Below are 22,498 nucleotides of genomic sequence, written 5' to 3'. Positions count from 1 at the left end.
ATTGGTAAATCCATGTTTTTAATAAACTTGTATTAACATTATACTTTTTGCATATTAATTTATACCCGAGTTTTTCTTCCCTGTATTCATTGATAAGTTTTAATTTAAAGGCTAATTCATGTTTTTTATTCAAAATAAACACCCCTAAAGTTGAATTTTAAGGTTCAACTTTAGGGGTGCACTACAATTTGGTTATATATTTTTTATTAGATCTTTCCAAATACCATTTTCTTTGGTTTGGATCTTTTGGCCTAATCAAAATTGCTCTATCTAATGATATTGGGATACATAATTCCTTTAAGTCATAAAGTTGAGTAAAGTTATCACCTATAAAAAAACTCTCTCTATCTAATATGGCTAAACTCCACTCATATTTACTTCTTGCGATAATATCTTCAAAATAAAAGTGCAAATCTAAAATTTCAATAATTTGTTGTTCTTTTGCCGTCACTTTTAATCTGTTTTTTAATTGATTTTGTATTTCTTTAGGAAACCTTGCGTATGCTTCGTTTCTTTGATTAAAAAGATACTCATACTTTACTCTATAATATGGTGACCTTGCATGTAAATTAATGATAAAAATTAAAAAACATACTCTAAACATATCATCCTGAAGTAGTATCCCATTGCTACTTTCCAAAATTTTCTTCAGAAAATTAGCCGTTGTAATTTCTAATGTATTTAAATAGACAGATTCTATATACTGATCTTTTGCTAGTAATTCAGTATTTAGTTCTATTTTCAACTTCCGCGCATATTCAACTAACCAGATGTTAAACTTTTCAATATTATCTGGATCATAGTAATAATCTCTGTAACAAATTCTTTTGGTGTTAGTTAAAATAAATTTATCTTGAGGTTTCAAATAAACACTAACTAAACTATCGTTCTTTTCAGAAAACATTTTTAAAAAGAATTGTGGAATATAATGTTGTTTTTTAGTCTTCATTGTTCACCACTTCTGTTTGAGCTATACCTACTATTCTTCCTCACATCTTCTTCGCCTATTCTAACCACATTACTCCGTCTAATTTTCTCATCCTGCACCTTATCAAACACATGCTTTCGAATAATAGGCGGATGATTACCTTCTCTCAGATTACTGTCTTCATACTCATTCCCTTTAAACAAGTGGACTTTTCCAATGTACTTTTCATTACTCAACATGAGGTCGAGCGCACGTTTAGATCACTTAGCTTTTCCTCGTGGTGAGGGAATATGATTTTCTTTAAGTAATTTAATTAAGCCTACAATACTTTTCCCCTCAAGATACCAAGCAAAAATCTGCCTAACAACTGTGGCTTGCTCTTCATTAACAATTAGCAAACCATCTTTATCATGATCATAGCCATAACATTTTCGATGATAGAGTTTTGATGTTCCATCCATCGTTCTGTACCTGTGCCCCAATTTGATATTCTGACTGCGGGACTCATTATCAGCTTGAGCTAAAGATTCATAAATTGTTAACAGTAGCTCCCTATCATCCCTGTCAGTATCAATGTCTTCTTGATCAAAAATTAGTCGAACTTTTAATTCCTTGAGTAATCTTACTGTCTCTAATGCTTCAATCGTATCTCGGCCAAAACGACTCACACTTTTTGTGATAACGATAATTACTTTTTATTACGACAGTCATCAATGAGACGATTATACTCTTCCCGCTTTGATTTTGCTTTGGCTGAGGCTACATCAATATAGATATCAACTAACCGCCAATCCTCAACTAAGGAAACTTTCTGAGTTAAGGCCGAAACCTGATTAGCTAGACTTCGTAACTGATCTTTTGTATTCGAGCTTACACGCGCATAAATTCCCACTCGCTTATGTTTCAGTGACTAGCTGGATTATAATGCATGTTGTCCTTTAAATTCATTGGTTCCCTCACTTTCTAGAATGACTTAACTAATTACATTCAGCCTAACTATCTATATAGAATAACCTCATGATGAGTAGGCTACTTAAATTTATTTTTATTCATTTTTTATATGAAAAGATGTTGACCAATTCCCACATACTAGCTATTAATTTTTAGATACAATTCCCAACCTCAACCATTTCCAATCCAATTATACTAAAAAAACAGCCCCTTGAATATGGTATGCACATTCAAAAAGCTGATATATCAACATATTACTCTTTCACCTTTTCCATCAATACGATACACTCGACATGAAACGAATGAACACTAAAAATGTCAAATCAGCCTGTCTGTTTGTAGAAACATATCAATAAACCTTTTAACGATAGGTAGAAGCTATCGTTAAAAGGTTTAAGACGGATAAGCCGAGAGCTATCTATCTTTTTCCTCAATAATATGAATCGTGGTTTTTCCGTTTATTATTTCATTAATGTGATCTTTTACAAACGACGGCTTAATCTTGAATTTTTCAATCTTTTCAATTGGTAACCATACCAAAGCTTCTCCAGAATCAGTTGTATCTTTACAAAAACTAACATCATCATCTACAATCTGCATATAGTAATAAAATTCTACTGTATGACAGTTTAATCCATCGATTTTCCCACCAACGCCTTTAAAGAAATTTTCACACACTACTGCAAGGTGTTCTACACGGGCATCTATACCTGATTCTTCAAAAACCTCTCGTACAATACATGTAGTTGACTTTTCACCTAAATGTACACCACCCCCTATCATATAATAATGATCACCAACTGCACTTTTAACAAAAAGCATTTTATTATTATGAATTATGATTCCACCGGTGCGATATCTAAACCAATTGTTCTCTTTTTCAAATCCACAATCGTACTCCATTATGCCTCCACAAATTCTAATTAATATTATATTTTTTACTCCGTCTATACCGTTGACACAACCTTCTAAATATCCAAAGTGGTGACATGCCCCTTCCAGAATATTCGCATTGTTGCTACAAATTGGTATTTAGGATATATTTTTGAACACAAATTTCAAAATTTTCAACATGTAATATTCAAGCCCAAAAATAATAACCCCCTTGATTTCAAGCCTTTCAGAACTACCTTACTCACTTTCCCTTGTCAGCAATACTAGAGCCTCCACATGTGCTGTCTGTGGGAATTGGTCAACGGGTTGGACGGTGCCGAGTTGGTAGCCAGCATCGGCTAATAAGCGGCAGTCTCGGGCACAAGTTGCAGGGTTGCACGATACATAGACAATCTTTTCAGGATTTTGTTCAATTAAGGTTTCTACAAAAGAAGGATCCAATCCTTTGCGTGGTGGGTCAACGACTACAACATCGAATTTGATGCCGGCTTGATTCCATTTCGGTAAGACATGCTCGGCTGCCCCGACCTCAAAGGTGACATTGTCTAGTTTGTTTATCTGAGCATTTTGGTTGGCCATCTCAATAGCTTCTGGCACGATTTCCATAGCATAGACTTGTTTGGCATGCCGGGCCAGTGCCAACGAAATCGTCCCGATGCCACAATAGGCATCCAAAACCGTTTCATGCCCCTTCAAATCGGCAGCTTCTAAGGCGAGTTGATAGAGTTTTTCAGCTTGTTGGGTATTAACTTGGAAGAAGGAATTTGGTGAGATGCGGAAGGTCAAACCTAACATGGTATCGGTATAATATGGACGTCCATAAATCACCCGATTTTCCTTACCCAAAATCACATTCGAATTCTTAGGGTTCACATTGACCACAATTGAGACTACATTTGGCAGTTGCTGGGTAATTTCGCGGACCAAATCCTCCTCAACACCCAGACGTCTCTTGGTTGTCACCAAAACAATCATCATTTCGCCTGTATGGAAGCCACGTTTAACGATAATATGGCGGATTAAACCATTCTGACTCTTCTCAAAATAAGGCATGATTTCATAACGACGCAAAATATCACGCACCACTACAATAGCTTGGTCAATTTCTTTATGTTGAATATAAAAATTCTCAACCGGAACTAAGTCATGACTGTTCTTACGGAAGAAACCGGTCTCTAAATGCCCTTTAACTTCACGAACCGGGATTTGGGCTTTATTTCGGTATTCCCAAGGATGATCCATGCCGACTGTTTCAGCCACCTCAACATCGGTAAAATAACCCAAACGTTGAAAGACGGCTCGGACACTTTCTTGCTTATATTTCAATTGCGCAGGATAAGCTAAATGTTGTAAGGTCATGGTACCAATTTGGCGACCTACCTGATCTTTTTCAGGGACACGGTCAGGACTAGGCTCCATAACGTCCATTAAGCGAGCAAAGCCAAATGATTTACCCACTTTCATTACTTTGATTTTAACCCATTCACCGGGTAGCGCACCTTCAACGAAGAAAGGAAAATCATCGATTTTAACCACGCCTGATCCTTCTGAAGTTAAGTCAACCACCTTACCTTCTAATTCTTGATTTTTCTTATATAAATCTTTTGCTTGTGTCATTAATCGTTTCTCCTTTTTCTCTGCCTCATAGTCCTCTTCATTGTAACATTCCCAACACGGTAACTCTATGACTTTATCGACTTAGATCAATTTCAAGATCCCCCAGTTATAAATCAGGCTGTTTCTTACTGTTAGCAATAAAAATAGTAAATTATAAACATTATCATCGCTTCAAGCCCCTCGCTACACTCACAAAATAAAAATAGCTAACCAAGCCTTATCGTGATATTAGTACGGGTTGGCCAAAAGACACACTTTAGCTGTTAGAAGTTTACTCCTTTACAGATAAAGTAGACTTTTGACCACTAAGACCTCGGCTTAGTGGGTGTCTACTAACTTCACGATAAGGCTATTTTTGCTTAATCACACTCAACTATTAGTAACAAAAATAGAGAGTTATTAACATAATCATCGCTTCATGACTCTCGCCACACTCACAAAATAAAAATAGCTAACCAAGCCTTATCGTGATAGTAGTACTGGTTGACCAAAAGACACACTTTAGCTGTTGGGAGTTTACTCCCTTACAAATAAAGTAGACTTTTGACCACTAAGACCTCGGCTTAGTGGGTGTCTACTAACTTCACGATAAGGCTATTTATGCTTGATTACACTCAACTGTTACTAATAAAAATAGAGAGTTATTAAGATTATCATCGCTTCAAGTCCATCACTACACTCACAAAATAAAAAATAGCTAATCAAGCCTTATCGTGATATTAGTACGGGTTGACCAAAAGACACACTTTAGCTGTTGGAAGTTTACTCCTTTACAGATAAAGTAGACTTTTGACCACTAAGACCTCGGCTTAGTGGGTGTCTACTAACTTCACGATAAGGCTATTTTTGCTTAATCACACTCAACTTTTTAGTAACAAAAATAGAGAGTTATTAACATTATCATCGCTTAAAGGCTTAAGGACGCACTTTAGCTGTTGGAACTTTAGTTCCTTACAGATTAAGTAGTCCTTAACCTAGCAAGACCAAGGCTTGCTAGGATTGCCAGCGATACATAATGCTTAATAACTCTCTGTATATTTTTCTTTTTCCTTAATTCTTATCCAACAAATAGCGCTCTAGGAACTGGCGCGTCCGTTCTTCTTTAGGTTGCGTAAACAAGTCTTCTGGTTTTCCTTGTTCAGCAATAACCCCTTGGTCCATAAAGAGAACCCGATCCGAAACATCACGCGCAAACTCCATCTCATGCGTCACCACAATCATCGTCAAACCAGAATGTTCAGCTAAATCCTTCATAACAGCCAACACATCCCCCACCATTTCTGGATCCAGGGCTGAAGTCGGTTCATCAAACAAGATTGCATCGGGTTGCATAGTTAAAGCACGGGCAATAGCGACCCGTTGCTTTTGCCCACCTGACAGGGTAGCCGGCTTGGCATTGAGGAAATCCTGCATACCAACTTGCTCCAAATGCTTAATCGCCAATTGCTGCGATTCTTCCAAAGGCCGATGCATGACCTTAACCGGACCCACCGTACAATTTTCTAAGACCGTTAAATTATTAAATAAATTAAACTGTTGGAAAACCATACCGATATGTTTACGATACTCATTGGCTGCATAGTTGGGATCTAAGACATTTTGTCCCTTATAGAAGATTTGCCCAGTAGTCGGCGTCTCTAACAAATTAAGACAGCGTAAAAGCGTTGACTTCCCTGATCCAGATGTCCCAATGATTGAAACGACCTCACCCTCTTCGACGGTAAAGTTAATGCCTTTTAAGACTTGGCGTTCGCCAAAAGACTTGGTCACATCTTTAACTTCAATGATACTCATTTTACCCCTCCTTTAACTTTGACTTTAGGAGCGACTTTCAATTGCTGTTGACCTGAACCAATATAAGGGTCGCTTACCGCATCCATCCGCTTTTCCAAACGACGTAATAACCAAGTAATGGTTACCGTTAAAATAAAGTAAATAATAGCGGTTAAGAGGAAGGTTTCGAAGAAACGATAATTGGTACCTGCCACTGTCTTAGAGGTGAAGAAGAGTTCATTCACCGAAATAACATTCAAAACAGAGGTATCTTTAACGTTGATGACAAATTCGTTACCAATGGCCGGTAAGGCATTACGGAAGACCTGAGGCATCACTATTTCTTGCATAGCTTGCATGTGGGTCATCCCAATCGTTTGGGCGGCTTCATATTGGCCATGATCGACAGAGATAATGCCTCCACGAATAATTTCTGCCATATACGCACCCGTATTGATGGATACAATCAAGAAAGCAGCTTGCAACGGACTAATATTCCAATCCCAAAGGATAGCGGTCCCATAATAAATAATCATCGCTTGAACAATCATTGGAGTACCCCGGAAGATAGCCACATAGGCGTCCAACAGCTTATCTGCAATCGTTAGTAGGCGTTGCTTCCACGGAATCTTAGAATCTGGATAGGTCTTCACGATGCCAACCATAATACCGATAAAAACCCCAATCGAGGTACCGATAAAGGTAATCAGCAAGGTGTAGGCGGTCCCTTTCAAATAGCTAGGCCAATTTTCCATTAATATTTGATACATGGTTTGTAAAAATGCTTGCATAATGGGTCTCCTTTACATTTTATTGGGCGGCTTGAGCTTGTAATTTAATGGCTTGCGTCATCATAGCCTGTCTCTCTTCAGCCGTTATCTGACTGAGGACTTGATTAACTTGAGCTTGCAAGGGACTGTCCTTTTCCATCCCAATCGAGATCATCTTATCAGCCGGATCCACTTTGAACTGATCATCAAGAATAACATAGGTTAGACTTGGATCAGCCATCGTAGCAGCAATGGCTTCTGATTCTTCGGTGATATAGGCATCGGTCTTCCCCGTTTTAACACCCATTCTCATCACCGGGAAGGATTCCATCGCTTGAGTTCGCTTAGCACCTTGAAGTTGCTTAATCAGATTATAGTGTAAGGTCCCAATCTGACCCGTAATCCGTGCTCCAGCAAAGTCCTTTAAACCGTGGCCCTTCAGATAGGGAGACCCTTGTTTCATAACTAGAGCAAAGCGAATATCATAATAGGCCTGGCTAAAGCTAATGACTTCTTTACGCGCAGATGTTGGCGACATACCCGCAATGATTAAGTCAACCTTATTGGCCATCAAAGCCGGAATTAAGCCATCCCATTCAATCTTGACTACTTTAACTGGCCGATTTAAGGCTTGACCAATTTTTCGAGCTACTTGAACATCATATCCATTGGCATAATCAGAAGAGTCAACAATAGGAACGGCTTGGTTTGCTGCTGTCTTTTGCGTCCAATTATAAGGAGGATAGGCAGCTTCCATACCTATCAATAAAGGTTTAGGAGCATTCGGATCAAGCTTAGCCTCAAAGGGGTTCCAGACGATTAAGCCTACTAACACAAGAAAGGCTAAGCCAAATTTGTAAATGGAGTTCATTGTTTTCACCTTTTTCTTTTTGTAATTCAAGCAACTAATGGACCTATAACATTCATTCATTAACACATTCACAAGACTGATAATAGAACGTTTTGTATTAACCTTTAGGGTCTTATTATTCTAAGCTATATTTGAGTTTGTGTCTACTTTTTTTCACAAATAAATACCCTTTTTTGCATAATTCCCTTCTTATTTTCTGAAAAAATCTGCTTCTTTCACTACCAATTATTTTGCCATTATTAGTTCCTTTAAATCAGACGATGGTCGGATTTTCACCGTTTGACAAAATATGATATACTCAAATTTGTAAGGTTTGGACAGCAAGATGGTTCAAATCAATCTGACAGGTAGGAAGGAGATTTTAGATGAAAGTTCTACTCTATAGTGAACAATTAGATAAAATTTCTAAATCTGGTTTGGGTAAATCGATTAATCATCAGATGCGGGCTTTAGAATTAGCTGGCATTGATTACACATTAAATAGCCAAGACGATTTCGATGTACTTCATATCAACACTTACTTTTATGAATCGATGGCTTTTGCGCGTAAGTGTCGTAAAGATGGTAAAGCCATTGTTTACCATGCCCATTCCACCGAAGAAGACTTTCGTAACTCATTTCTCTTTTCAAACCAACTTTCGCCCTTGTTCAAACAATGGTTACTCTCTTGCTATCGCCTTGGCGATATCTTAATCACCCCGACCCCTTATGCCAAGAAGATCTTAGAAACCTATCCCCTTGATCGAGAAATTGTTCCCATTTCCAATGGGATTGATTTGAACAAATTTACTCCTATTCCTCATGCACGCCAACTTATCGAACAAAAATACGGCTATCAAGCTAGTGACTTTATCGTGATGGGAATCGGTCTTTATCTAGAACGCAAAGGAATTCTAGACTTTGTTGAACTAGCTAAACGCATGCCGCATATTCAATTCATCTGGTTTGGCTTTACTAATCTCAATCTCGTTCCTAATAAGATCAGAGAAGCGGTGGAAACCCAACTTCCTAATCTTCGCTTTGCAGGCTATGTCGAGAACAAAGAAATCATCACGGCTTTACAGGGAACTGATCTCTACATCTTTACAACCTATGAAGAAACCGAAGGCATCCCAGCTGTTGAAGCTTGCGCTGCTAAAGCTGACTTCATTGTTCGAGATATTCCTGTCTTTGGCGAATGGTTGGAACATGAAGCCAATGTCTATAAGGCCAAAGACATTGATGCTTTTCAAGACTATATTCAAGCCTTCAAGGATGGTCAACTCCCTTCCTTAACAGATGCTGCCTATGAAGTCGCTGAAAATCGTGATCTTCCGGCCATTGGCCATCAATTACGTGACGTTTACGAGCGCGCCCTTAAACTCGCTCAACAACGCCAACAAAGCAACTCTAAATTCTAATCAGTCTTAATAAAAATGCAGTCTCCATTCTGGTGGTATTTCCATGGCCACAGGAGACTGCATTTTCTTTATTCATTCATTTCAAATTTTAAAACAAGTTTATCCAATTGATCTTTGTCCCGCGCCTTCTGCGCTTCAGAAATATTGCCCGGATTCAAATGGAAACATACGCGCACTTGTCCATGTGAATCATAGGCTACGATGGCTTCCCCTTCATCTGGGTTAAGTATTTCTCGTTGGACTTGTGGATAGCGTGCTTGAAGCAGGCTCACCATCTCATCCGCCACTGCTTCCCGTAAAATACGGTACATTTCTGCTTGGGCAGCCGGTATTAGATAGGCATCCACTTGGACAAAATCTTTACTATTATCTTTCTTATTCGTTGAATTATGACGCTTAGCCATCTTTTATCAAATCCCTTATCGTTTATAGGCTTCTAGAAAAGCCAAGTTCCCTTGCTTCAAATATTCAGCTAAAACAGTCAGTACGGCTTGATCTTGGTTTGTTCCTATTTGATAGCCCGCATACTTGAGCAATTCTGAATCGGCATTTCCCATGGCTACCCCATAATGCGCCTTGAGCATCATTGACCGATCATTCATTGAGTCCCCGAACACCATGGTCTCTGCAGGACTAATCTGATATTTATCTTGCAGATACTGAATACCTGATCCTTTACCACCCTGACGGTGATAGATATCAATCCAATGATCACCACTGGTTACCGCATCACAGAAGTCACCAAACTGAGCTTTAATCTGGCTCACCGTCTGTTTTAAATGATCAAGGGGATGATACCCTAAGACCGCAATTTTGACAATATGACTATCATCAGGCAATTCTTGGAAGTTCTTAATATAGGTTACATTGGGATTATAGCGTTTGATATGGTCATAGGCTTTTCCATTTGCTTCCCGGAAATAATTGCCCGACCCAGTACTGACGTCTAGATGGTAACCGCCCACCTCATCTAGATAATCGGCCACAGTCAAAAGTTGGTCTTTAGTCAAACCAATGGTTTCCAACACTTGGTTCTCCTTGACAATATAATTACCGTTATCACTGGCAAAGTACAGCTTTTGTCGATCTTGATCATCAAAAAATTCGATTAATTTGGGATACGAATTGCCCGATGCAATACAAACAACATGCCCTTGATCACACAATTGTTGATGAATGTCTTTAAAGCGAGGATGATCAAAGCTCTTGTCGTCGCGCAATAAAGTAGCATCCATATCAATCGCAATTAATTTAACCGTCATAATTACTCCTATCTCTTACTCTTTTTATGGTAACACGTGACCGGCACTACGATAAATTTCATACCATTCAGGTCGCGTCAATTCAATCGCGAGTCCATCGGCCATTTTAGCTAAACGTTCAGGATTCATCGAACCCAAAATAGGTTGCATCTTAGCCGGGTGGCGCATAAGCCAAGCAATAACCACGGCTTCGACACTAACAGAACGCTCCTCAGCCATCTTAGCTAATTGTTGACTTAGACCAGCAAAATTCGGATGGTTTAAGAAAAGCCCTTGCTCTAAGTCCACTTGGAATGGTGACCAAGGTTGAATGGTAATATTGGCTTGGCGACAAAATTCGATTGTACCACCATCGCGCATGCTCGCCGCATCATTTAACATATTCACATTGAGTCCTGCATCCAACATCGGCGTATGAGCGGGCCCAAATTGCAACTGATTGGCTACGAGCGGCTGATCAACATAGGTTTGCAACAAGCTAATTTGCGCCGGATTATGATTGGAGACACCGAAATAACGCACTTTACCTTGGCGAGCTAATTGATCAAAAGCTTCTGCGACTTCCTCCGGTTCTACAAGGGCATCTGGCCGATGAAGGAGTAAGAAGTCCAGGTAATCTGTCTGTAAACGGTCTAAGATTCCCTCCACCGATTGGACGATATGCTGTTTAGAAAAATCAAAGTACCCTTGGCGGATCCCACATTTTGACTGAAGGTAAATGGATTGGCGGTCGATTCCTAGGTCTTTTATGGCTTGACCAAAAACACGCTCAGCTTGTCCTTGACCATAGATATCGGCATGGTCAAAGAAATTAATGCCTAATTCTTGACATTGTTGCAAAACTTGACCGGCTGCTTGGCTGGACAAACTTGACATTCTCATACAGCCCAAAGCTAGACTACTGGCTTGAATGTCGGCACAGCCGACTGCTTGATACCTCATAATGCTAGCCACCTTTCTGGTGATTATTTCTTAAACATACCTAAAATACCACGACTAATCACACGTCCGACTTCGCGGCCCACTGAACTCATCAAGTTCTTTTGGAACCGTTCCATTGCTGTATCACTGCGACTTGACCGGCGCGTAGATTTCAAAATAGAACCGCCAATTTCTTCAATAATCGATTTATCTTCAGCTTGATCGCTAGTTGAGTCTGCCCGGGTAGTTTGTTTTTCGGCTTGCTCAGCTTGCTTCATCATCTGCTCTTGATCAGCTTGGGTCATGGCTGCGATCTGTTCATGAGCACTTTCGCGATTAACTGGCTCACCGTATTTTTCTAATAATGGTGACGCATTGAGTTGAGCTAAAAGAACACTTGGGTCAACGGTTCCCATTTTAGACATCGGTGGATAGATAAAGACTTGGTCAGCTAAACTTGGTGTTCCATCTTCTTGCAAGGTTGAAACCACAGCTTGTCCCACTTTTAATTCTTGAATGACTTTTGCTAAATCTTGCCCCTCTGCTTGACGGAAAGTTTGCGCAACGGCATCCACTACTTTGATTTCTTTTGGTGTGAAGGCCCGTAATCCATGTTGAATTCGGTTACCCAATTGACTAGCCACCGTATCTGGAATATCGGTTGGGTTTTGGGTCACGAAGAAGACACCCACCCCTTTAGACCGAATCAAACGCACAATTAATTCGATCTTATCGAGCAAAGCTTTTGGCGTATCCTTGAATAGAGTATGCGCCTCATCAAAGAAGAAGACCATCTTAGGCTTATCTAAATCCCCTACTTCTGGTAAAGTTTCAAAAAGTTCAGCTAAGACCGTCAACAAGACCGTCGCATATAAGGTCGGCTTCATATAAATTTCTTTAGCATTCAAGATATTAATCACACCTCGACCATCCGACGCGGTCTTGATAAAATCTTCAATTGCCAGACTTGGTTCACCAAAGAAGATGGAGCCCCCTTGTTCTTCCAAGACCACCATCGATCGTAAGATTGCCCCAATGGATTGAGCTGAGATATTACCATAATAATCCGAAAGTTCTTTAGCATGATCGGCTACATAATTCAACATAGCGCGTAGATCCATAAGGTCAATCAATAATAAGCCCTTCTCATCGGCCACTTTAAAGACAATATTCAAGATGCTTTCTTGAACGTCGTTCAGGCCCAAAAGACGGGTTAACAAGATGGGTCCCATTTCTGAAACCGTCATCCGTAAAGGGGTTCCTTCTTTGGCTAATACATCCCAAACTTGGATCGGAAAAGCCATCGGTTGATAGGTTTCATAATGCGTTTGGGTCAAGCGATCAGCTAAACCTTCAGTCGACCCTTCTTGGCAAAGGCTCATCAAATCTCCTTTAATATCAGATAAGAAAACAGGAACGCCTGCTTGACTCAGTTGTTCAGCGATAACTTTCAAAGTGACGGTTTTACCGGTCCCGGTGGCACCGGCAATAATACCATGGCGATTTAACTTATTGAGATAGAGTGACGCGGCTCCTTGACCATAACCAAATTGAATAGCTGACACTTCTGACATATTGACGCCTCCTGAATCATTCATTTTCTTAAATAATCTAGCTTAAGAATACCCAAAATATGCTTAGTCTTCAATAAATGTTACTTCCTGGTTAGCTAAGGATTTAATTCGGCAAATTGAATATACTTCGGCTCCTAAATCTTCCAAAGTTTGACGACCAGGTTGGAAAGATTTTTCAATACAGATACCCACACCGGCTACTTTAGCTCCAGCCTGATGAACTAAATCCATCAAACCTTTTGCTGCTTCACCGTTGGCTAAGAAATCGTCAACGATGAGAACGACATCATCGGCTTGTAAATAATGCTTGGAGATAATAACGTTGCTAGTGACATTCTTAGTATAAGAATGAACTTTGGTTTCATACTGATCATCTTTCTTTAAGGTTGAAGGCAAGGATTTTTTGGCAAATAACATAGGCACTTCAAACCGCATAGCCGTCATAATCGCGGGTGCAATTCCAGATGCTTCAATCGTAAATACTTTGGTAATGCCCTTATCTTTGAAGTGTTGGTAGAAAGCTTCAGCAATCTCGTGAATGACTTGTGGATCAATCTGATGATTTAAGAAAGAGTCTACCTTTAAAACATTATTAGGATATACCACCCCATCTTTAAGAATACGTTCTTTTAAATTGCTCATCATAACATGTTCCCTTCTTTACAAACTTTCTTCTATTATACTTTACTTTACCAACTTTGCGGGCTTTTTGTTAAAATTTCATCTACTTCTTTTCACTTCTTTAAATAGGGATTTATTCTTGTTTGAAAATTGGGTATAATTAAAAACGTAAGTTAGGGGGAAATACAATGAATCAACAACCATATTCGAATAGTGTGACGACATCGGACCTAAGAGAATTTGTAGATATTCTCCAATATTGGTCAGAAAAGCTCGTTCGTTACAAAGGTGAATCATGTAAAGCTTTAATGTACGACAAAGCGCATATCGATCGCATTGTTGATGCTTTACGCAACAAGGGCCAATCGGTCACTTTAACCGTCGACGAAGCTAAAAACTTATCTTACGAAATCGTCGAATAATTTAACAAATTAAGAGGACTCGCTTGCAAGCTAATCTTGCAGTGAGTCCTCTTTGACTATATTCCCCTTAAACTTGCCAAGTCGTTTTCAATTCGTCGATAAAGGCTTGGCTGGCAATTGATAAACTAGCTGACTTCTTGGTGTAGTAACCCATAGGGCGTTCAGGCAACTTAAAGGGCACAGAAATAACTTCCAAATTCTCAACAAATTCTTTTGAAAGAATGGCTAAGCCCATGCTTTCACGAGCAAAGGCTGCTAATAATTCGTAACTGGCTAGCTCAATGTCTGGCTTTAAATCGATTCCTTGGTCGCTAAGGGCTTGATCGATTCGTTGGCGGGTCCCACTCTTACGGTCAAGCATCATCAACTTGACTTGGTTGAGCTCTTGCACATCATTCACTGGATTTAATTGACTCGCTAATTCAGCGCTTGCTACAACAGCTTCATGAATAACTAAAAGACAATGGAAATCATAATCATCTAGCTGTTGGGGTTGGAAACCAATCACTAAATCGACCTGATCCTGCTGAAGCATCACTTCTAATTCTTGACTGGTTCCACTGGCAATTTGCACTAAAATATGAGGATAACGCTCAGCAAAGCGTTTCAGACTTTTGGGCAAAACATACCGCGACACCGTATCAGAGACCCCAATCCGTAAAAGCCCTGATTGCAAATCTTTCATCGATTGCATCATCTGCTCAGCTTGGTCAATCTGGTCCAAGGCTTGAATAATATGTTGGTAAAAGACCTGACCTTCTTGGGTCAGACTCACCCCCCGTGACTGACGCGCGAAGAGTTTGACGCCTAAGTCTTGTTCCAGGCTGGAAATCATTTGCGAAACAGCGGGTTGGGTGAGATACAATTCTTGGGCTGCTTTGGAGAAGTTTCCTCGCTTTGCCACTTCGATAAAGACTTGATAAACGGTCATCCGGCTCATGTCATAAGCTCCTTTTATGTTTAGCATCGCTTTTTGTTATTTTACTTATACCACAAACTAGGCTAAGCTACAAGTAAGGTTATGAAGATAAAGGAGTGTAAATATGGAACGCTTAATTGGAACAGTTGCCCGTGGCTTAAGAGCCCCTATTTTTAAACAAGGGGATAATTTAGTTCAATTGATTCCGGATTTATTAGATCAAGTCTATCAACAAGAAGATATTAAAATTGGCCAAAAAGATGTTTTAGCCATTACCGAAAGTGTCGTTGCCCGTACGCAAGGGAACTATGTGACCATCGATCAAGTGGCTGAAGATTTAAACCGAGATTTCGCGGGTCAAACGCTTGGGGTTATTTTCCCAATCCTAAGTCGCAACCGCTTTGCTATCATTTTAAGAGCGATTGCTCGCAGCCAAGCTAAAAAAATTATTTTACAATTATCCTTCCCTGCCGATGAAGTCGGTAATCATCTGATCAGCCTAGAACAGATGGATGCCGCTGGCCTTGACCCATGGACTGACGTGATGGATGAAGCTCAATATCGTAAATTATTCGGTCAACAAAATCATGAATTTACCGGTATTGACTATGTCGCTTATTATAAAGAAATCGTCGAAGCAGAAGGTAAAGAATGCGAAGTCATTTTTGCTAACAGTCCTTTCACCATTCTTCAACACACTGACTATGTTATCAACTGTGATATCCATACCCGTCAACGTACTAAAAACCTCTTACTTAAACGGGGAGCTAAATGTGTCCGTTCGCTAGATGATATTATGAATCAATCCATTGATGGCTCTGGTTATAACCCTCAATATGGTTTACTTGGCTCCAATAAGGCCACTGAGGAAAGCATCAAATTATTCCCACGTGACTGCCAAGAACTAGTTGAAGCCATCCAAGTCGAAGTCGCTCGTCGTACCGGCAAAACGATCGAAGTTATGGTCTATGGCGACGGTGCCTTCAAAGATCCAGTTGGTAAAATTTGGGAATTAGCTGATCCTGTGGTATCTCCTGGCTATACTAGCGGATTAGAAGGTACACCGAATGAACTTAAATTAAAATATCTAGCCGATAATGATTTCAAAGACTTATCCGGCCAAGCCTTAAAACAAGCTATTCAGCAAGCTATCCAAGATAAAGAAGCTGACTTAGTGGGACAAATGGCAACTCAAGGAACCACTCCTCGCCAATTAACTGATTTACTAGGTAGTTTATGTGACTTAGTTTCCGGATCGGGTGATAAAGGAACTCCTATTATTTATATCCAAGGTTACTTTGATAACTATACAAATTAATGACAAAGAGGCCCTCCGTTAGGAGGGCCTTTTAGCTTAAGATAATATTATTGTGCTTCAGTTGTAGATTCCATTTTTTCTAAATCTTTACCACTTAAATAACGAAGTTCAGAAATTTTTTCAGTCTCCATATCAGCCGTCACTTCTACACCTACAATGGCATCTTCTTCAACATTTTTGTCTTCAGAGTACCATGTATAAACCACATTATTTAACTCGAAGTAATATTCGGTTTTTAATGGATCGCCTAATTTTTCATGCAATTGTTTCACGCCATCTTCGTCTTGTTGGATTGGGGTTAATTCTTCCGTTTTAAGATCCAATTTTTCAAACCAAGCGAAGGTACGGTTTTCACGCACGGCATTGTTGATTTGTTTTTCGCCATCGTTAATTTGGAAATCATAAAGTACGACTTGTTTTCCATCTTCAGCGATACCGACATATTTTAAGAAAGTAGAGCTATTTACTTGGCTTTCTTTATTCGGTTCACCCATGATTTCTTTCACTTCATCAGAAGTCATTTTACCCTTATTTTCTTTAGCTTTAGTGATGACTTCTTCGAATTTCTTCTCGATTTCATCTACTTTTTCATATTTTGATTCATCTAATTCATAACCTAATGGCGGTAAGATAGCTTGTTTCTTCTCTTCATCAGTTAAATCAGCAAGATTTTTTGTTTCTTCAGTCGTTGACTCACTGCTGTCTTGACTTTCTTCTGAAGATTCTTGGCTTGCTGCCTCTGTTGTCGCTGATTCATCTTTTGACTCTGCTTCAGCTTGGGTGGTAGACTCTTCTGCAAAGACATTCACGTTGAATGCCAAGGGGGATAAAATTAAACTAGCGCTTAATCCGGCTAAAACTAACTTTTTAAGTGACTTAGACATAATATTTTCCTCCATTAATCTTTTATTTTGAAGTAATCTCACTTCGCCTAAAGTATAAGAGATTTGATTATCAATATTCAAACAAAAGAAACCACAAACTGATTAATTGACAGCAATAAATCACAAAATGTATCATCCTTTTTTTTCTAGCAAGTAACCGATAAAACAATCTACTAAATTATTTCTTCAGTATCGGAAAGCTCTCCCAGTGGTCAAATCCTTTAAAAGAAAAGCGCAAATCCTGCCCTTTCTAACTATTTCAATTTACTAATAATCAAGCGAAAAAAATATATTTTAGTCTATCCTTTGAATGGATTTTTAAGACAACTTGCAATTGGCCATCGCTATGTTATAATTCTTATTAAATTTAATAGTCAACATGAACAAGGGGTGCCGTAACTGGCTGAGATTATACCCTTCATTGGATCAAGATAATGCTTGCGTCAAGATGTTCCGTCTACTCCTTATTTGTGTTGCCCAGAAAAGGAGTATTTTTTATGCAAAAAATCAAAACCCAGACCCTAATCGAGATTGCCCTTTGTGCGGCCATCGCCTTATTGATTGATATTATGATTCCTTCACCATCTTGGAGCTTTACTGTTTCAGTCAAAATGGTGCCAATCATCATCTTAGCTCTTCGCCGTGGAACAGGTGCTGGTGTCGCTGGTGGGTTCTTATGGGGGCTCTTGCAATATATAGTGGGCAATGCTTATATTCTTACTCTTTTCCAATTCGTATTAGAATATTTTGTAGCTTTCGCTCTCATCGGCTTAGCGGGTCTCTTAGCTCCAAAAATGCAAGCAGTCCTTGCTAGCGAACCGGCTAACTACCTTAAACAAGTCAAAATCGCTGTAGCGGCTTTAGTCATTGGCTCTTTCACCCGCTATGTGATTCACTTTATTGCCGGCTTCCTCTTCTGGGGTTCTTATGCGCCTAAAGGTCAAAGTCCTTATTTATACTCTTTCCTTGTCAACGGCGGTGCCTTCTTGTCTGAAACCCTTTGCTGCGCCATTGTGTTAGCCCTCTTGGTAAAATCCTATCGCCGTTTAATCGGAACCAAGACACAAGGCTACTAAAATTCAATCGTAAAGAGATCGCATACAAAAACCGAATGTCCCTTGAGACATTCGGTTTTTTGCTTTTTACTAAACTGTACCCTCCAAAAGGCCATGAACTCCCAGTAGAATAAATTGATCACTGCCAAAATCCTAACCGGACTTTGAACGAGCAACAAAATCATGACGCTCCATTTTCACAAAACGTGCCAATATTTTCTCATCCCACCTGGCCTCCACCATATATGGCTTAGTCGATTTCATCCCTAGTATAGCAGCTTTTTACATTATACATAACTGGCTTTTTAATCAAAAAAGACAGGTTACAAATCCTAGTTTAAAGGATTTATAACCTACCTTTCGATAATTATTGTAAAAGAAAAATATCCAAAATAATTTATTGTTGGAAACATGTTGGAAAAGCCATTAGAAACGTTGTTAAATCAACATTAGAAACGGAGAAGATTGGTGTTGGATAAACCTTATTAAATCAATGCTTAAACCACTTTGAATGCCAAATTGAATGCTAATCTATCCATACGCCAATGTTTAGAGGGACAAAACTTATCTTTAAAATAAATAAAAAGTACAATCACATAGATTGTACTTTTTTATATTTCTCAATGTATATTGTAAAAAATTATATTTGTTCGTATTAAGGGAATAAATAATTTATTTAAGTTTAATTATAAATTGTCATGTATAATTCCCTTTAATGAATAATATACCATCTAAAAATAATTTGTCAAGCATTAAATTAAAAGCCAGTTACTTTCTGGCCGAGTCAATAGTCTAGCACAATTATAAGCCATAGACATCGTTAAAATGGTATTGGCACGATAAACTTTTCCTTGTTCTTCCACTGCTATCACTACTGTTTTTGTGCCTAAAACTTTAACTGGTATCAGAAACATAACAGAATCATTATAAATTTGGGGAACGGGTATTCTATTATTTCTTTTAATTCTTAAAATCGTATGCTTAAGTGCACCATCAAAAACTTGTTTTGCAACCGTTTTTTCAAGTGATTGTAATTCTTCGGGTAATCGGTCAAAATTATCGTCATAAATATGATCAAAATTAATTTCAATTTCTTTGTCTGGGTTAAAGTACAATTCATTATAGTCAGTAAAAAAAGTTGCCATTTTTGGTTTATTTATATCGATTTCAGTGAAAGCTCGTTCATTTTCTGTTACAAAACTCTTAAAATGCCAATAATTAGACTTACCCAATTCTCCATCAAAATGAGTATTTTTTTCAAATAATCCGTATATTTCATACCCTAAATCAGTCAACAATCCAGTATTAAAAACTGCTTTCGTCTTGTCATCATTTATCGTGATTTTATTCTGTTTAAAAACTTGATCAAATGTATGAATAATATAGTAAAATATTACTGAAAAATCTTCACCAGAATCGTTTTCAAAAAACCATTTTTCTTGTTCAGCTATTTTAGTTAAATATTTCAACTTATTATCAAACGAGGCTTTGCTACCAGTGGATGCGAAACGTTTAAATACATTTAAATCTTTTTCAACCAAATATTGTTGTATTTCCATACTTTAATCCTCCATTTTAATTAAATTGAATAGAACATTAGACTAAGAAGATAAAATCATTCATTATTAATATCATTTATACCACTAATCACTGATAGAACTATCAGTAATTTAACGGGTGAATAATTAAACCAAGTCACTGACTAAAGATTTCTATCATCAGTTCAATAGTGACATTTGTTCGAACGAAATCTTACTTTTCAACAACAAAAATACTTTTCTCAAACAATCAAAAATCAGGATAATAACAATGAATAGCTACTTTTAAAAAATAAAATCAACTTGATAAATACCAATCTTTTAAAGCCATTATATACCCTTAAGACTCTGCTAGCCATAGCAAATAAGCCCACCCAGCTTAATTTTTACTACCGTTTCTCCTTTCGTCTATTTTCGGTCTTAACTTTCATTTTAATAAAATAGTTATTATTCAGTTATATATCCTATTTCTGATTGACTTACTTCTTCTATATACACTAAGCATTAATTACATTTATCCTATCATACTTCAGCTCCATAATATTAGTGTAAAATTCATTTTATGAAACTCAATAATTAGATATACTCAGTTAAATTATTTGTCTCAATTTTTATTGCGATTCATCATATAAAATATTTTTTCTCAAACCATTTTTACTTCACTGATTTGAAGTCAGAACCGTTTAATGCCCGTCTAGTTGTTATTTGAAATGATTTATTAAATTATATAGTCATTGTAGATTAATTTGTGGTTCTTTTTGATAATGAACAATAGGTTTAACAAAGTCATCTCTTACTTTATATGCTAAATCTAAATTTTCTTTTATCAATTTTGCATTTTGAAATTCACCCTTTTTATTTTCTACAACGATGTCTCTTAATGTGCCATCATCATAACAACGAAATGCGACTTCATTTCAAATAAAAGAGTCTAACCTATATCTATTGTAGATTCATCTTGGGCTTCTTTTGATATGGAACGAGGGTATCAATGACAGAATCACGAAGGATGAATGCTTCTTTTTTTGACGCCTCATTAATTTTTATTTCATTAAATCCGGTTGACTGTTGCTTAAATATGGATTTAATATCCCCTTTTTTATCATTAATAAAGGAATCATTAAAATCTGAAATGTCTACCTCACCTCCAGCTTCCATAATAATATAGCCACGTAAGTGGACTTTATTAACAAAATGTTCAAATAATGGATCATCACCAGCATTAAAATATTCTTCTGGTATGTTATCTTTGTTACCATGAATAATCTATGATAACCGAGGTACACGTGATTATCCTCTTTAACTACTAAAGGTGAATGATCGGTTCAAGAAAATTTTCTATCGAATCTACCATAGGCAGTATCGGTCGCATTCCATTTCAAATCAAAGATTTGGCTTGGTTTAATGGCCTTACCCAAATCATTGAAATAATTCACCGTTAAGTTGACTAATTAATGAGCTTAGCAACATCCTTTAATGATTAAATTGAAAATATGTTAGATTCTTTTGATGAAAAAATTGGTAAAGAAGAACGCAATATGCAAAAAACTATTATGAAAATGCATGAAAATTAACAATAAACATAACTACTCATACAATTAATCAAATAGCATCAAAGATATTTTGTAATAGTTTAATATTATTAATACTATAATATACTCAATTAAATCTAACTGAAATGACTATCTATGTAAATTATCTAAGTATTCTATTATAAAAGTACAACATTTCGAATGTTTAATATACGTTTTAAAAAATAAAAATTATAAGTCATCTAATTACTTACTAGACAACTAAATTAAATATTAAGGAGTATTATATGAGCAAAAAAAATAAATATTATATTTTCATGATAATAGCAGGGATTATTATTTTAACAATATTAATTCAATATAGAGAATCTTTAGGAGCAAAAGCATTTATTATTGCTGGGATTTTTTCACAGATTTTTGACAGGATTTATAAGTTTATTAATAAGAACGATAAAGGATAATATCTACATTATAAATTGTAAAGTTAATACTAAAAACACATCTATTAAATTCACCGTAAATCAAATTCAATAGATGTGTTGTAGTAGATCAAAATATGGTTGCTCAATTGTTGAAATAATAGGCTTTGTTGAGATTATCGGTTCATATGACCATAAGACTAATACCCTTGGCTGTTTGCCATTGATTAATATCCATGGCTTTAGACATACTCATTTCAGTTTGTTATTTAAAGCGGGACTCCCTATGAAAGACGTCATGCAACGGCGGGGCCACTTTGATATTCAAACGACTATGAACATATATACTCATGTCACGAAAGACAACCAAAATAAATCAGCTGAATTTTTCGCAAAACACGTGAATTTCTAGGGGATCTAAAAACTTTTATCACTTAAACAAAAAAACACCAACAATCCTATGTTATAGGCGTTTGCATGGTGTCATATGGTGTATAGTACGGAGAAGAAGGGATTCGAACCCCCGTGCCGGTGTAAACCGACAAACTGATTTCGAGTCAGTCCCGTTACAGCCTCTTCGGTACTTCTCCAAGATTTAACTCTATTATTTTACCGCATTTTAGGCCATAAGAAAAGCCCCGAATGTAGTGCACCCCTAAAGTTGAACCTTAAAATTCAACTTTAGGGGTGTTTATTTTGAAGAAAAAACATGAATTAGCCTTTAAATTAAAACTTATCAATGAATACAGGGAAGAAAAACTCGGGTATAAATTAATATGCAAAAAGTATAATGTTAATACAAGTTTATTAAAAACATGGATTTACCAAT

Annotated in this window: 21 protein-coding genes, 1 tRNA gene, 2 pseudogenes and 1 riboswitch; of the genes and pseudogenes, 6 read left to right on the top strand and 18 right to left on the bottom strand. The window is 37.5% G+C overall.

Annotation, left to right across the window (positions count from 1 at the left end):
• Window positions 1-181: 181 nt before the first annotated feature.
• From EIH20_RS08440 to EIH20_RS08410, 8 genes and pseudogenes are all read right to left on the bottom strand, one after another.
• Window positions 182-949, bottom strand: a complete 768-nt coding sequence (locus EIH20_RS08440) for a DUF4238 domain-containing protein (RefSeq protein ID WP_124059651.1) — start codon at window positions 947-949, stop codon at window positions 182-184.
• Window positions 946-1,596: pseudogene (locus EIH20_RS08435) on the bottom strand (recombinase family protein). The gene EIH20_RS08440 and the pseudogene EIH20_RS08435 overlap by 4 nt, the downstream one beginning before the upstream one ends.
• A gap of 20 nt (window positions 1,597-1,616) precedes the next feature.
• Window positions 1,617-1,820 (bottom strand): recombinase family protein, encoded by a 204-nt coding sequence (locus tag EIH20_RS08670; RefSeq protein WP_277423393.1) that lies wholly within the window; start codon window positions 1,818-1,820, stop codon window positions 1,617-1,619.
• A 473-nt stretch (window positions 1,821-2,293) separates the two neighbouring features.
• Window positions 2,294-2,782 (bottom strand): NUDIX hydrolase, encoded by a 489-nt coding sequence (locus EIH20_RS08430; protein WP_124059649.1) that lies wholly within the window; start codon window positions 2,780-2,782, stop codon window positions 2,294-2,296.
• A gap of 228 nt (window positions 2,783-3,010) precedes the next feature.
• Window positions 3,011-4,390 (bottom strand): 23S rRNA (uracil(1939)-C(5))-methyltransferase RlmD, encoded by a 1,380-nt coding sequence (rlmD, locus tag EIH20_RS08425; protein ID WP_124059647.1) that lies wholly within the window; start codon window positions 4,388-4,390, stop codon window positions 3,011-3,013.
• Between the two features lie 1,050 nt (window positions 4,391-5,440).
• Window positions 5,441-6,184 (bottom strand): amino acid ABC transporter ATP-binding protein, encoded by a 744-nt coding sequence (locus tag EIH20_RS08420; RefSeq protein ID WP_124059645.1) that lies wholly within the window; start codon window positions 6,182-6,184, stop codon window positions 5,441-5,443.
• Window positions 6,181-6,954 carry an amino acid ABC transporter permease gene (locus EIH20_RS08415; RefSeq protein ID WP_124059643.1) on the bottom strand — a complete coding sequence of 258 codons (774 nt, stop codon included), beginning with the start codon at window positions 6,952-6,954 and terminating at the stop codon, window positions 6,181-6,183. The genes EIH20_RS08420 and EIH20_RS08415 overlap by 4 nt, the downstream gene beginning before the upstream one ends.
• Before the next feature lie 19 nt (window positions 6,955-6,973).
• Window positions 6,974-7,804 carry a transporter substrate-binding domain-containing protein gene (locus tag EIH20_RS08410; RefSeq protein WP_164470920.1) on the bottom strand — a complete coding sequence of 277 codons (831 nt, stop codon included), beginning with the start codon at window positions 7,802-7,804 and terminating at the stop codon, window positions 6,974-6,976.
• Between the two features lie 365 nt (window positions 7,805-8,169).
• Here EIH20_RS08410 and EIH20_RS08405 point away from each other — a divergent pair, with 365 nt between their 5' ends.
• Window positions 8,170-9,204, top strand: coding sequence for an LTA glycolipid anchor biosynthesis glycosyltransferase, IagA/BgsA family (locus EIH20_RS08405; RefSeq protein WP_124059638.1), 1,035 nt, complete (start codon window positions 8,170-8,172; stop codon window positions 9,202-9,204).
• Window positions 9,205-9,272: 68 nt separating this feature from the next.
• Here the strand turns inward: EIH20_RS08405 and EIH20_RS08400 are convergent, their stop codons facing one another.
• From EIH20_RS08400 to EIH20_RS08380, 5 genes are all read right to left on the bottom strand, one after another.
• A complete protein-coding gene (locus tag EIH20_RS08400; protein WP_124059636.1) occupies window positions 9,273-9,608 on the bottom strand; it encodes a hypothetical protein in 336 nt (111 codons plus the stop codon).
• Window positions 9,609-9,623: 15 nt separating this feature from the next.
• Window positions 9,624-10,466, bottom strand: a complete 843-nt coding sequence (locus EIH20_RS08395; protein ID WP_124059634.1) for an HAD family hydrolase — start codon at window positions 10,464-10,466, stop codon at window positions 9,624-9,626.
• Window positions 10,467-10,490: 24 nt separating this feature from the next.
• Window positions 10,491-11,408, bottom strand: a complete 918-nt coding sequence (locus EIH20_RS08390) for an aldo/keto reductase (RefSeq protein ID WP_124059632.1) — start codon at window positions 11,406-11,408, stop codon at window positions 10,491-10,493.
• 23 nt (window positions 11,409-11,431) lie between these two features.
• Window positions 11,432-12,961, bottom strand: a complete 1,530-nt coding sequence (locus EIH20_RS08385) for a helicase HerA-like domain-containing protein (RefSeq protein ID WP_124059629.1) — start codon at window positions 12,959-12,961, stop codon at window positions 11,432-11,434.
• Window positions 12,962-13,024: 63 nt separating this feature from the next.
• Window positions 13,025-13,603, bottom strand: coding sequence for a xanthine phosphoribosyltransferase (locus EIH20_RS08380; RefSeq protein ID WP_124059653.1), 579 nt, complete (start codon window positions 13,601-13,603; stop codon window positions 13,025-13,027).
• 167 nt (window positions 13,604-13,770) lie between these two features.
• Between EIH20_RS08380 and EIH20_RS08375 the strand changes: the two genes are divergently transcribed.
• Window positions 13,771-14,004, top strand: a complete 234-nt coding sequence (locus EIH20_RS08375; RefSeq protein WP_124059627.1) for a hypothetical protein — start codon at window positions 13,771-13,773, stop codon at window positions 14,002-14,004.
• Between the two features lie 67 nt (window positions 14,005-14,071).
• Here the strand turns inward: EIH20_RS08375 and EIH20_RS08370 are convergent, their stop codons facing one another.
• Complete coding sequence (locus EIH20_RS08370) at window positions 14,072-14,944, bottom strand: LysR family transcriptional regulator (RefSeq protein WP_164470919.1); 873 nt, start codon at window positions 14,942-14,944, stop codon at window positions 14,072-14,074.
• 103 nt (window positions 14,945-15,047) lie between these two features.
• Between EIH20_RS08370 and EIH20_RS08365 the strand changes: the two genes are divergently transcribed.
• Window positions 15,048-16,241: a coenzyme F420-0:L-glutamate ligase gene (locus EIH20_RS08365; protein WP_124059623.1), complete on the top strand. Its 1,194-nt coding sequence runs from the start codon at window positions 15,048-15,050 to the stop codon at window positions 16,239-16,241.
• 47 nt (window positions 16,242-16,288) lie between these two features.
• On the opposite strand, the gene EIH20_RS08360 is transcribed toward EIH20_RS08365, so the two are convergent.
• The gene (locus tag EIH20_RS08360) at window positions 16,289-17,125 is read right to left on the bottom strand and encodes a hypothetical protein (RefSeq protein WP_124059621.1); all 837 of its coding nucleotides are present in this window, start codon (window positions 17,123-17,125) and stop codon (window positions 16,289-16,291) included.
• Window positions 17,126-17,501: 376 nt separating this feature from the next.
• A riboswitch (TPP riboswitch) is annotated at window positions 17,502-17,591 on the top strand.
• Between the two features lie 31 nt (window positions 17,592-17,622).
• Here EIH20_RS08360 and thiT point away from each other — a divergent pair.
• A complete protein-coding gene (gene thiT, locus EIH20_RS08355) occupies window positions 17,623-18,201 on the top strand; it encodes an energy-coupled thiamine transporter ThiT (protein WP_124059619.1) in 579 nt (192 codons plus the stop codon).
• Between the two features lie 731 nt (window positions 18,202-18,932).
• Here the strand turns inward: thiT and EIH20_RS08350 are convergent.
• Both EIH20_RS08350 and EIH20_RS08345 read right to left on the bottom strand, forming a co-directional pair.
• On the bottom strand, window positions 18,933-19,739 hold the full coding sequence (locus EIH20_RS08350) for a DUF3825 domain-containing protein (RefSeq protein WP_124059617.1): 807 nt from the start codon (window positions 19,737-19,739) through the stop codon (window positions 18,933-18,935).
• A 921-nt stretch (window positions 19,740-20,660) separates the two neighbouring features.
• Window positions 20,661-20,876 (bottom strand): hypothetical protein, encoded by a 216-nt coding sequence (locus EIH20_RS08345; RefSeq protein ID WP_124059615.1) that lies wholly within the window; start codon window positions 20,874-20,876, stop codon window positions 20,661-20,663.
• Between the two features lie 661 nt (window positions 20,877-21,537).
• Here EIH20_RS08345 and EIH20_RS08575 point away from each other — a divergent pair.
• Together EIH20_RS08575 and EIH20_RS08700 are read left to right on the top strand one after the other, a co-directional pair.
• Entirely contained in the window at window positions 21,538-21,711 is a 174-nt protein-coding gene (locus tag EIH20_RS08575) for a hypothetical protein (protein ID WP_164470918.1), read from the top strand.
• Between the two features lie 184 nt (window positions 21,712-21,895).
• Window positions 21,896-22,081: pseudogene (locus EIH20_RS08700) on the top strand (tyrosine-type recombinase/integrase); the annotation flags it as partial.
• A gap of 88 nt (window positions 22,082-22,169) precedes the next feature.
• Here EIH20_RS08700 and EIH20_RS08335 read toward each other — a convergent pair.
• A tRNA-Ser gene (locus EIH20_RS08335) sits at window positions 22,170-22,259 on the bottom strand.
• Window positions 22,260-22,498: the final 239 nt, after the last annotated feature.

The organism is Vaginisenegalia massiliensis (assembly GCF_900604935.1).
Classification (GTDB): Bacteria; Bacillota; Bacilli; order Lactobacillales; family Aerococcaceae; genus Vaginisenegalia; species Vaginisenegalia massiliensis.
The sequence above is the reverse complement of the archived record's forward strand: the minus strand, read 5'-3'. Positions and strand labels throughout refer to the sequence as shown.

Excerpts from the sequence above, each read along its gene's own strand:
- EIH20_RS08440 (WP_124059651.1), bottom strand. The coding sequence starts at position 949 with ATGAAGACTAAAAAACAACATTATATTCCACAATTCTTTTTAAAAATG.
- EIH20_RS08430 (WP_124059649.1), bottom strand. The coding sequence starts at position 2,782 with ATGGAGTACGATTGTGGATTTGAAAAAGAGAACAATTGGTTTAGATAT.
- rlmD (WP_124059647.1), bottom strand. The coding sequence starts at position 4,390 with ATGACACAAGCAAAAGATTTATATAAGAAAAATCAAGAATTAGAAGGT.
- EIH20_RS08420 (WP_124059645.1), bottom strand. The coding sequence starts at position 6,184 with ATGAGTATCATTGAAGTTAAAGATGTGACCAAGTCTTTTGGCGAACGC.
- EIH20_RS08415 (WP_124059643.1), bottom strand. The coding sequence starts at position 6,954 with ATGCAAGCATTTTTACAAACCATGTATCAAATATTAATGGAAAATTGG.
- EIH20_RS08410 (WP_164470920.1), bottom strand. The coding sequence starts at position 7,804 with ATGAACTCCATTTACAAATTTGGCTTAGCCTTTCTTGTGTTAGTAGGC.
- EIH20_RS08405 (WP_124059638.1), top strand. The coding sequence starts at position 8,170 with ATGAAAGTTCTACTCTATAGTGAACAATTAGATAAAATTTCTAAATCT.
- EIH20_RS08400 (WP_124059636.1), bottom strand. The coding sequence starts at position 9,608 with ATGGCTAAGCGTCATAATTCAACGAATAAGAAAGATAATAGTAAAGAT.
- EIH20_RS08395 (WP_124059634.1), bottom strand. The coding sequence starts at position 10,466 with ATGACGGTTAAATTAATTGCGATTGATATGGATGCTACTTTATTGCGC.
- EIH20_RS08390 (WP_124059632.1), bottom strand. The coding sequence starts at position 11,408 with ATGAGGTATCAAGCAGTCGGCTGTGCCGACATTCAAGCCAGTAGTCTA.
- EIH20_RS08385 (WP_124059629.1), bottom strand. The coding sequence starts at position 12,961 with ATGTCAGAAGTGTCAGCTATTCAATTTGGTTATGGTCAAGGAGCCGCG.
- EIH20_RS08380 (WP_124059653.1), bottom strand. The coding sequence starts at position 13,603 with ATGAGCAATTTAAAAGAACGTATTCTTAAAGATGGGGTGGTATATCCT.
- EIH20_RS08375 (WP_124059627.1), top strand. The coding sequence starts at position 13,771 with ATGAATCAACAACCATATTCGAATAGTGTGACGACATCGGACCTAAGA.
- EIH20_RS08370 (WP_164470919.1), bottom strand. The coding sequence starts at position 14,944 with ATGAGCCGGATGACCGTTTATCAAGTCTTTATCGAAGTGGCAAAGCGA.
- EIH20_RS08365 (WP_124059623.1), top strand. The coding sequence starts at position 15,048 with ATGGAACGCTTAATTGGAACAGTTGCCCGTGGCTTAAGAGCCCCTATT.
- EIH20_RS08360 (WP_124059621.1), bottom strand. The coding sequence starts at position 17,125 with ATGTCTAAGTCACTTAAAAAGTTAGTTTTAGCCGGATTAAGCGCTAGT.
- thiT (WP_124059619.1), top strand. The coding sequence starts at position 17,623 with ATGCAAAAAATCAAAACCCAGACCCTAATCGAGATTGCCCTTTGTGCG.
- EIH20_RS08350 (WP_124059617.1), bottom strand. The coding sequence starts at position 19,739 with ATGGAAATACAACAATATTTGGTTGAAAAAGATTTAAATGTATTTAAA.
- EIH20_RS08345 (WP_124059615.1), bottom strand. The coding sequence starts at position 20,876 with ATGGAAGCTGGAGGTGAGGTAGACATTTCAGATTTTAATGATTCCTTT.
- EIH20_RS08575 (WP_164470918.1), top strand. The coding sequence starts at position 21,538 with ATGAGCAAAAAAAATAAATATTATATTTTCATGATAATAGCAGGGATT.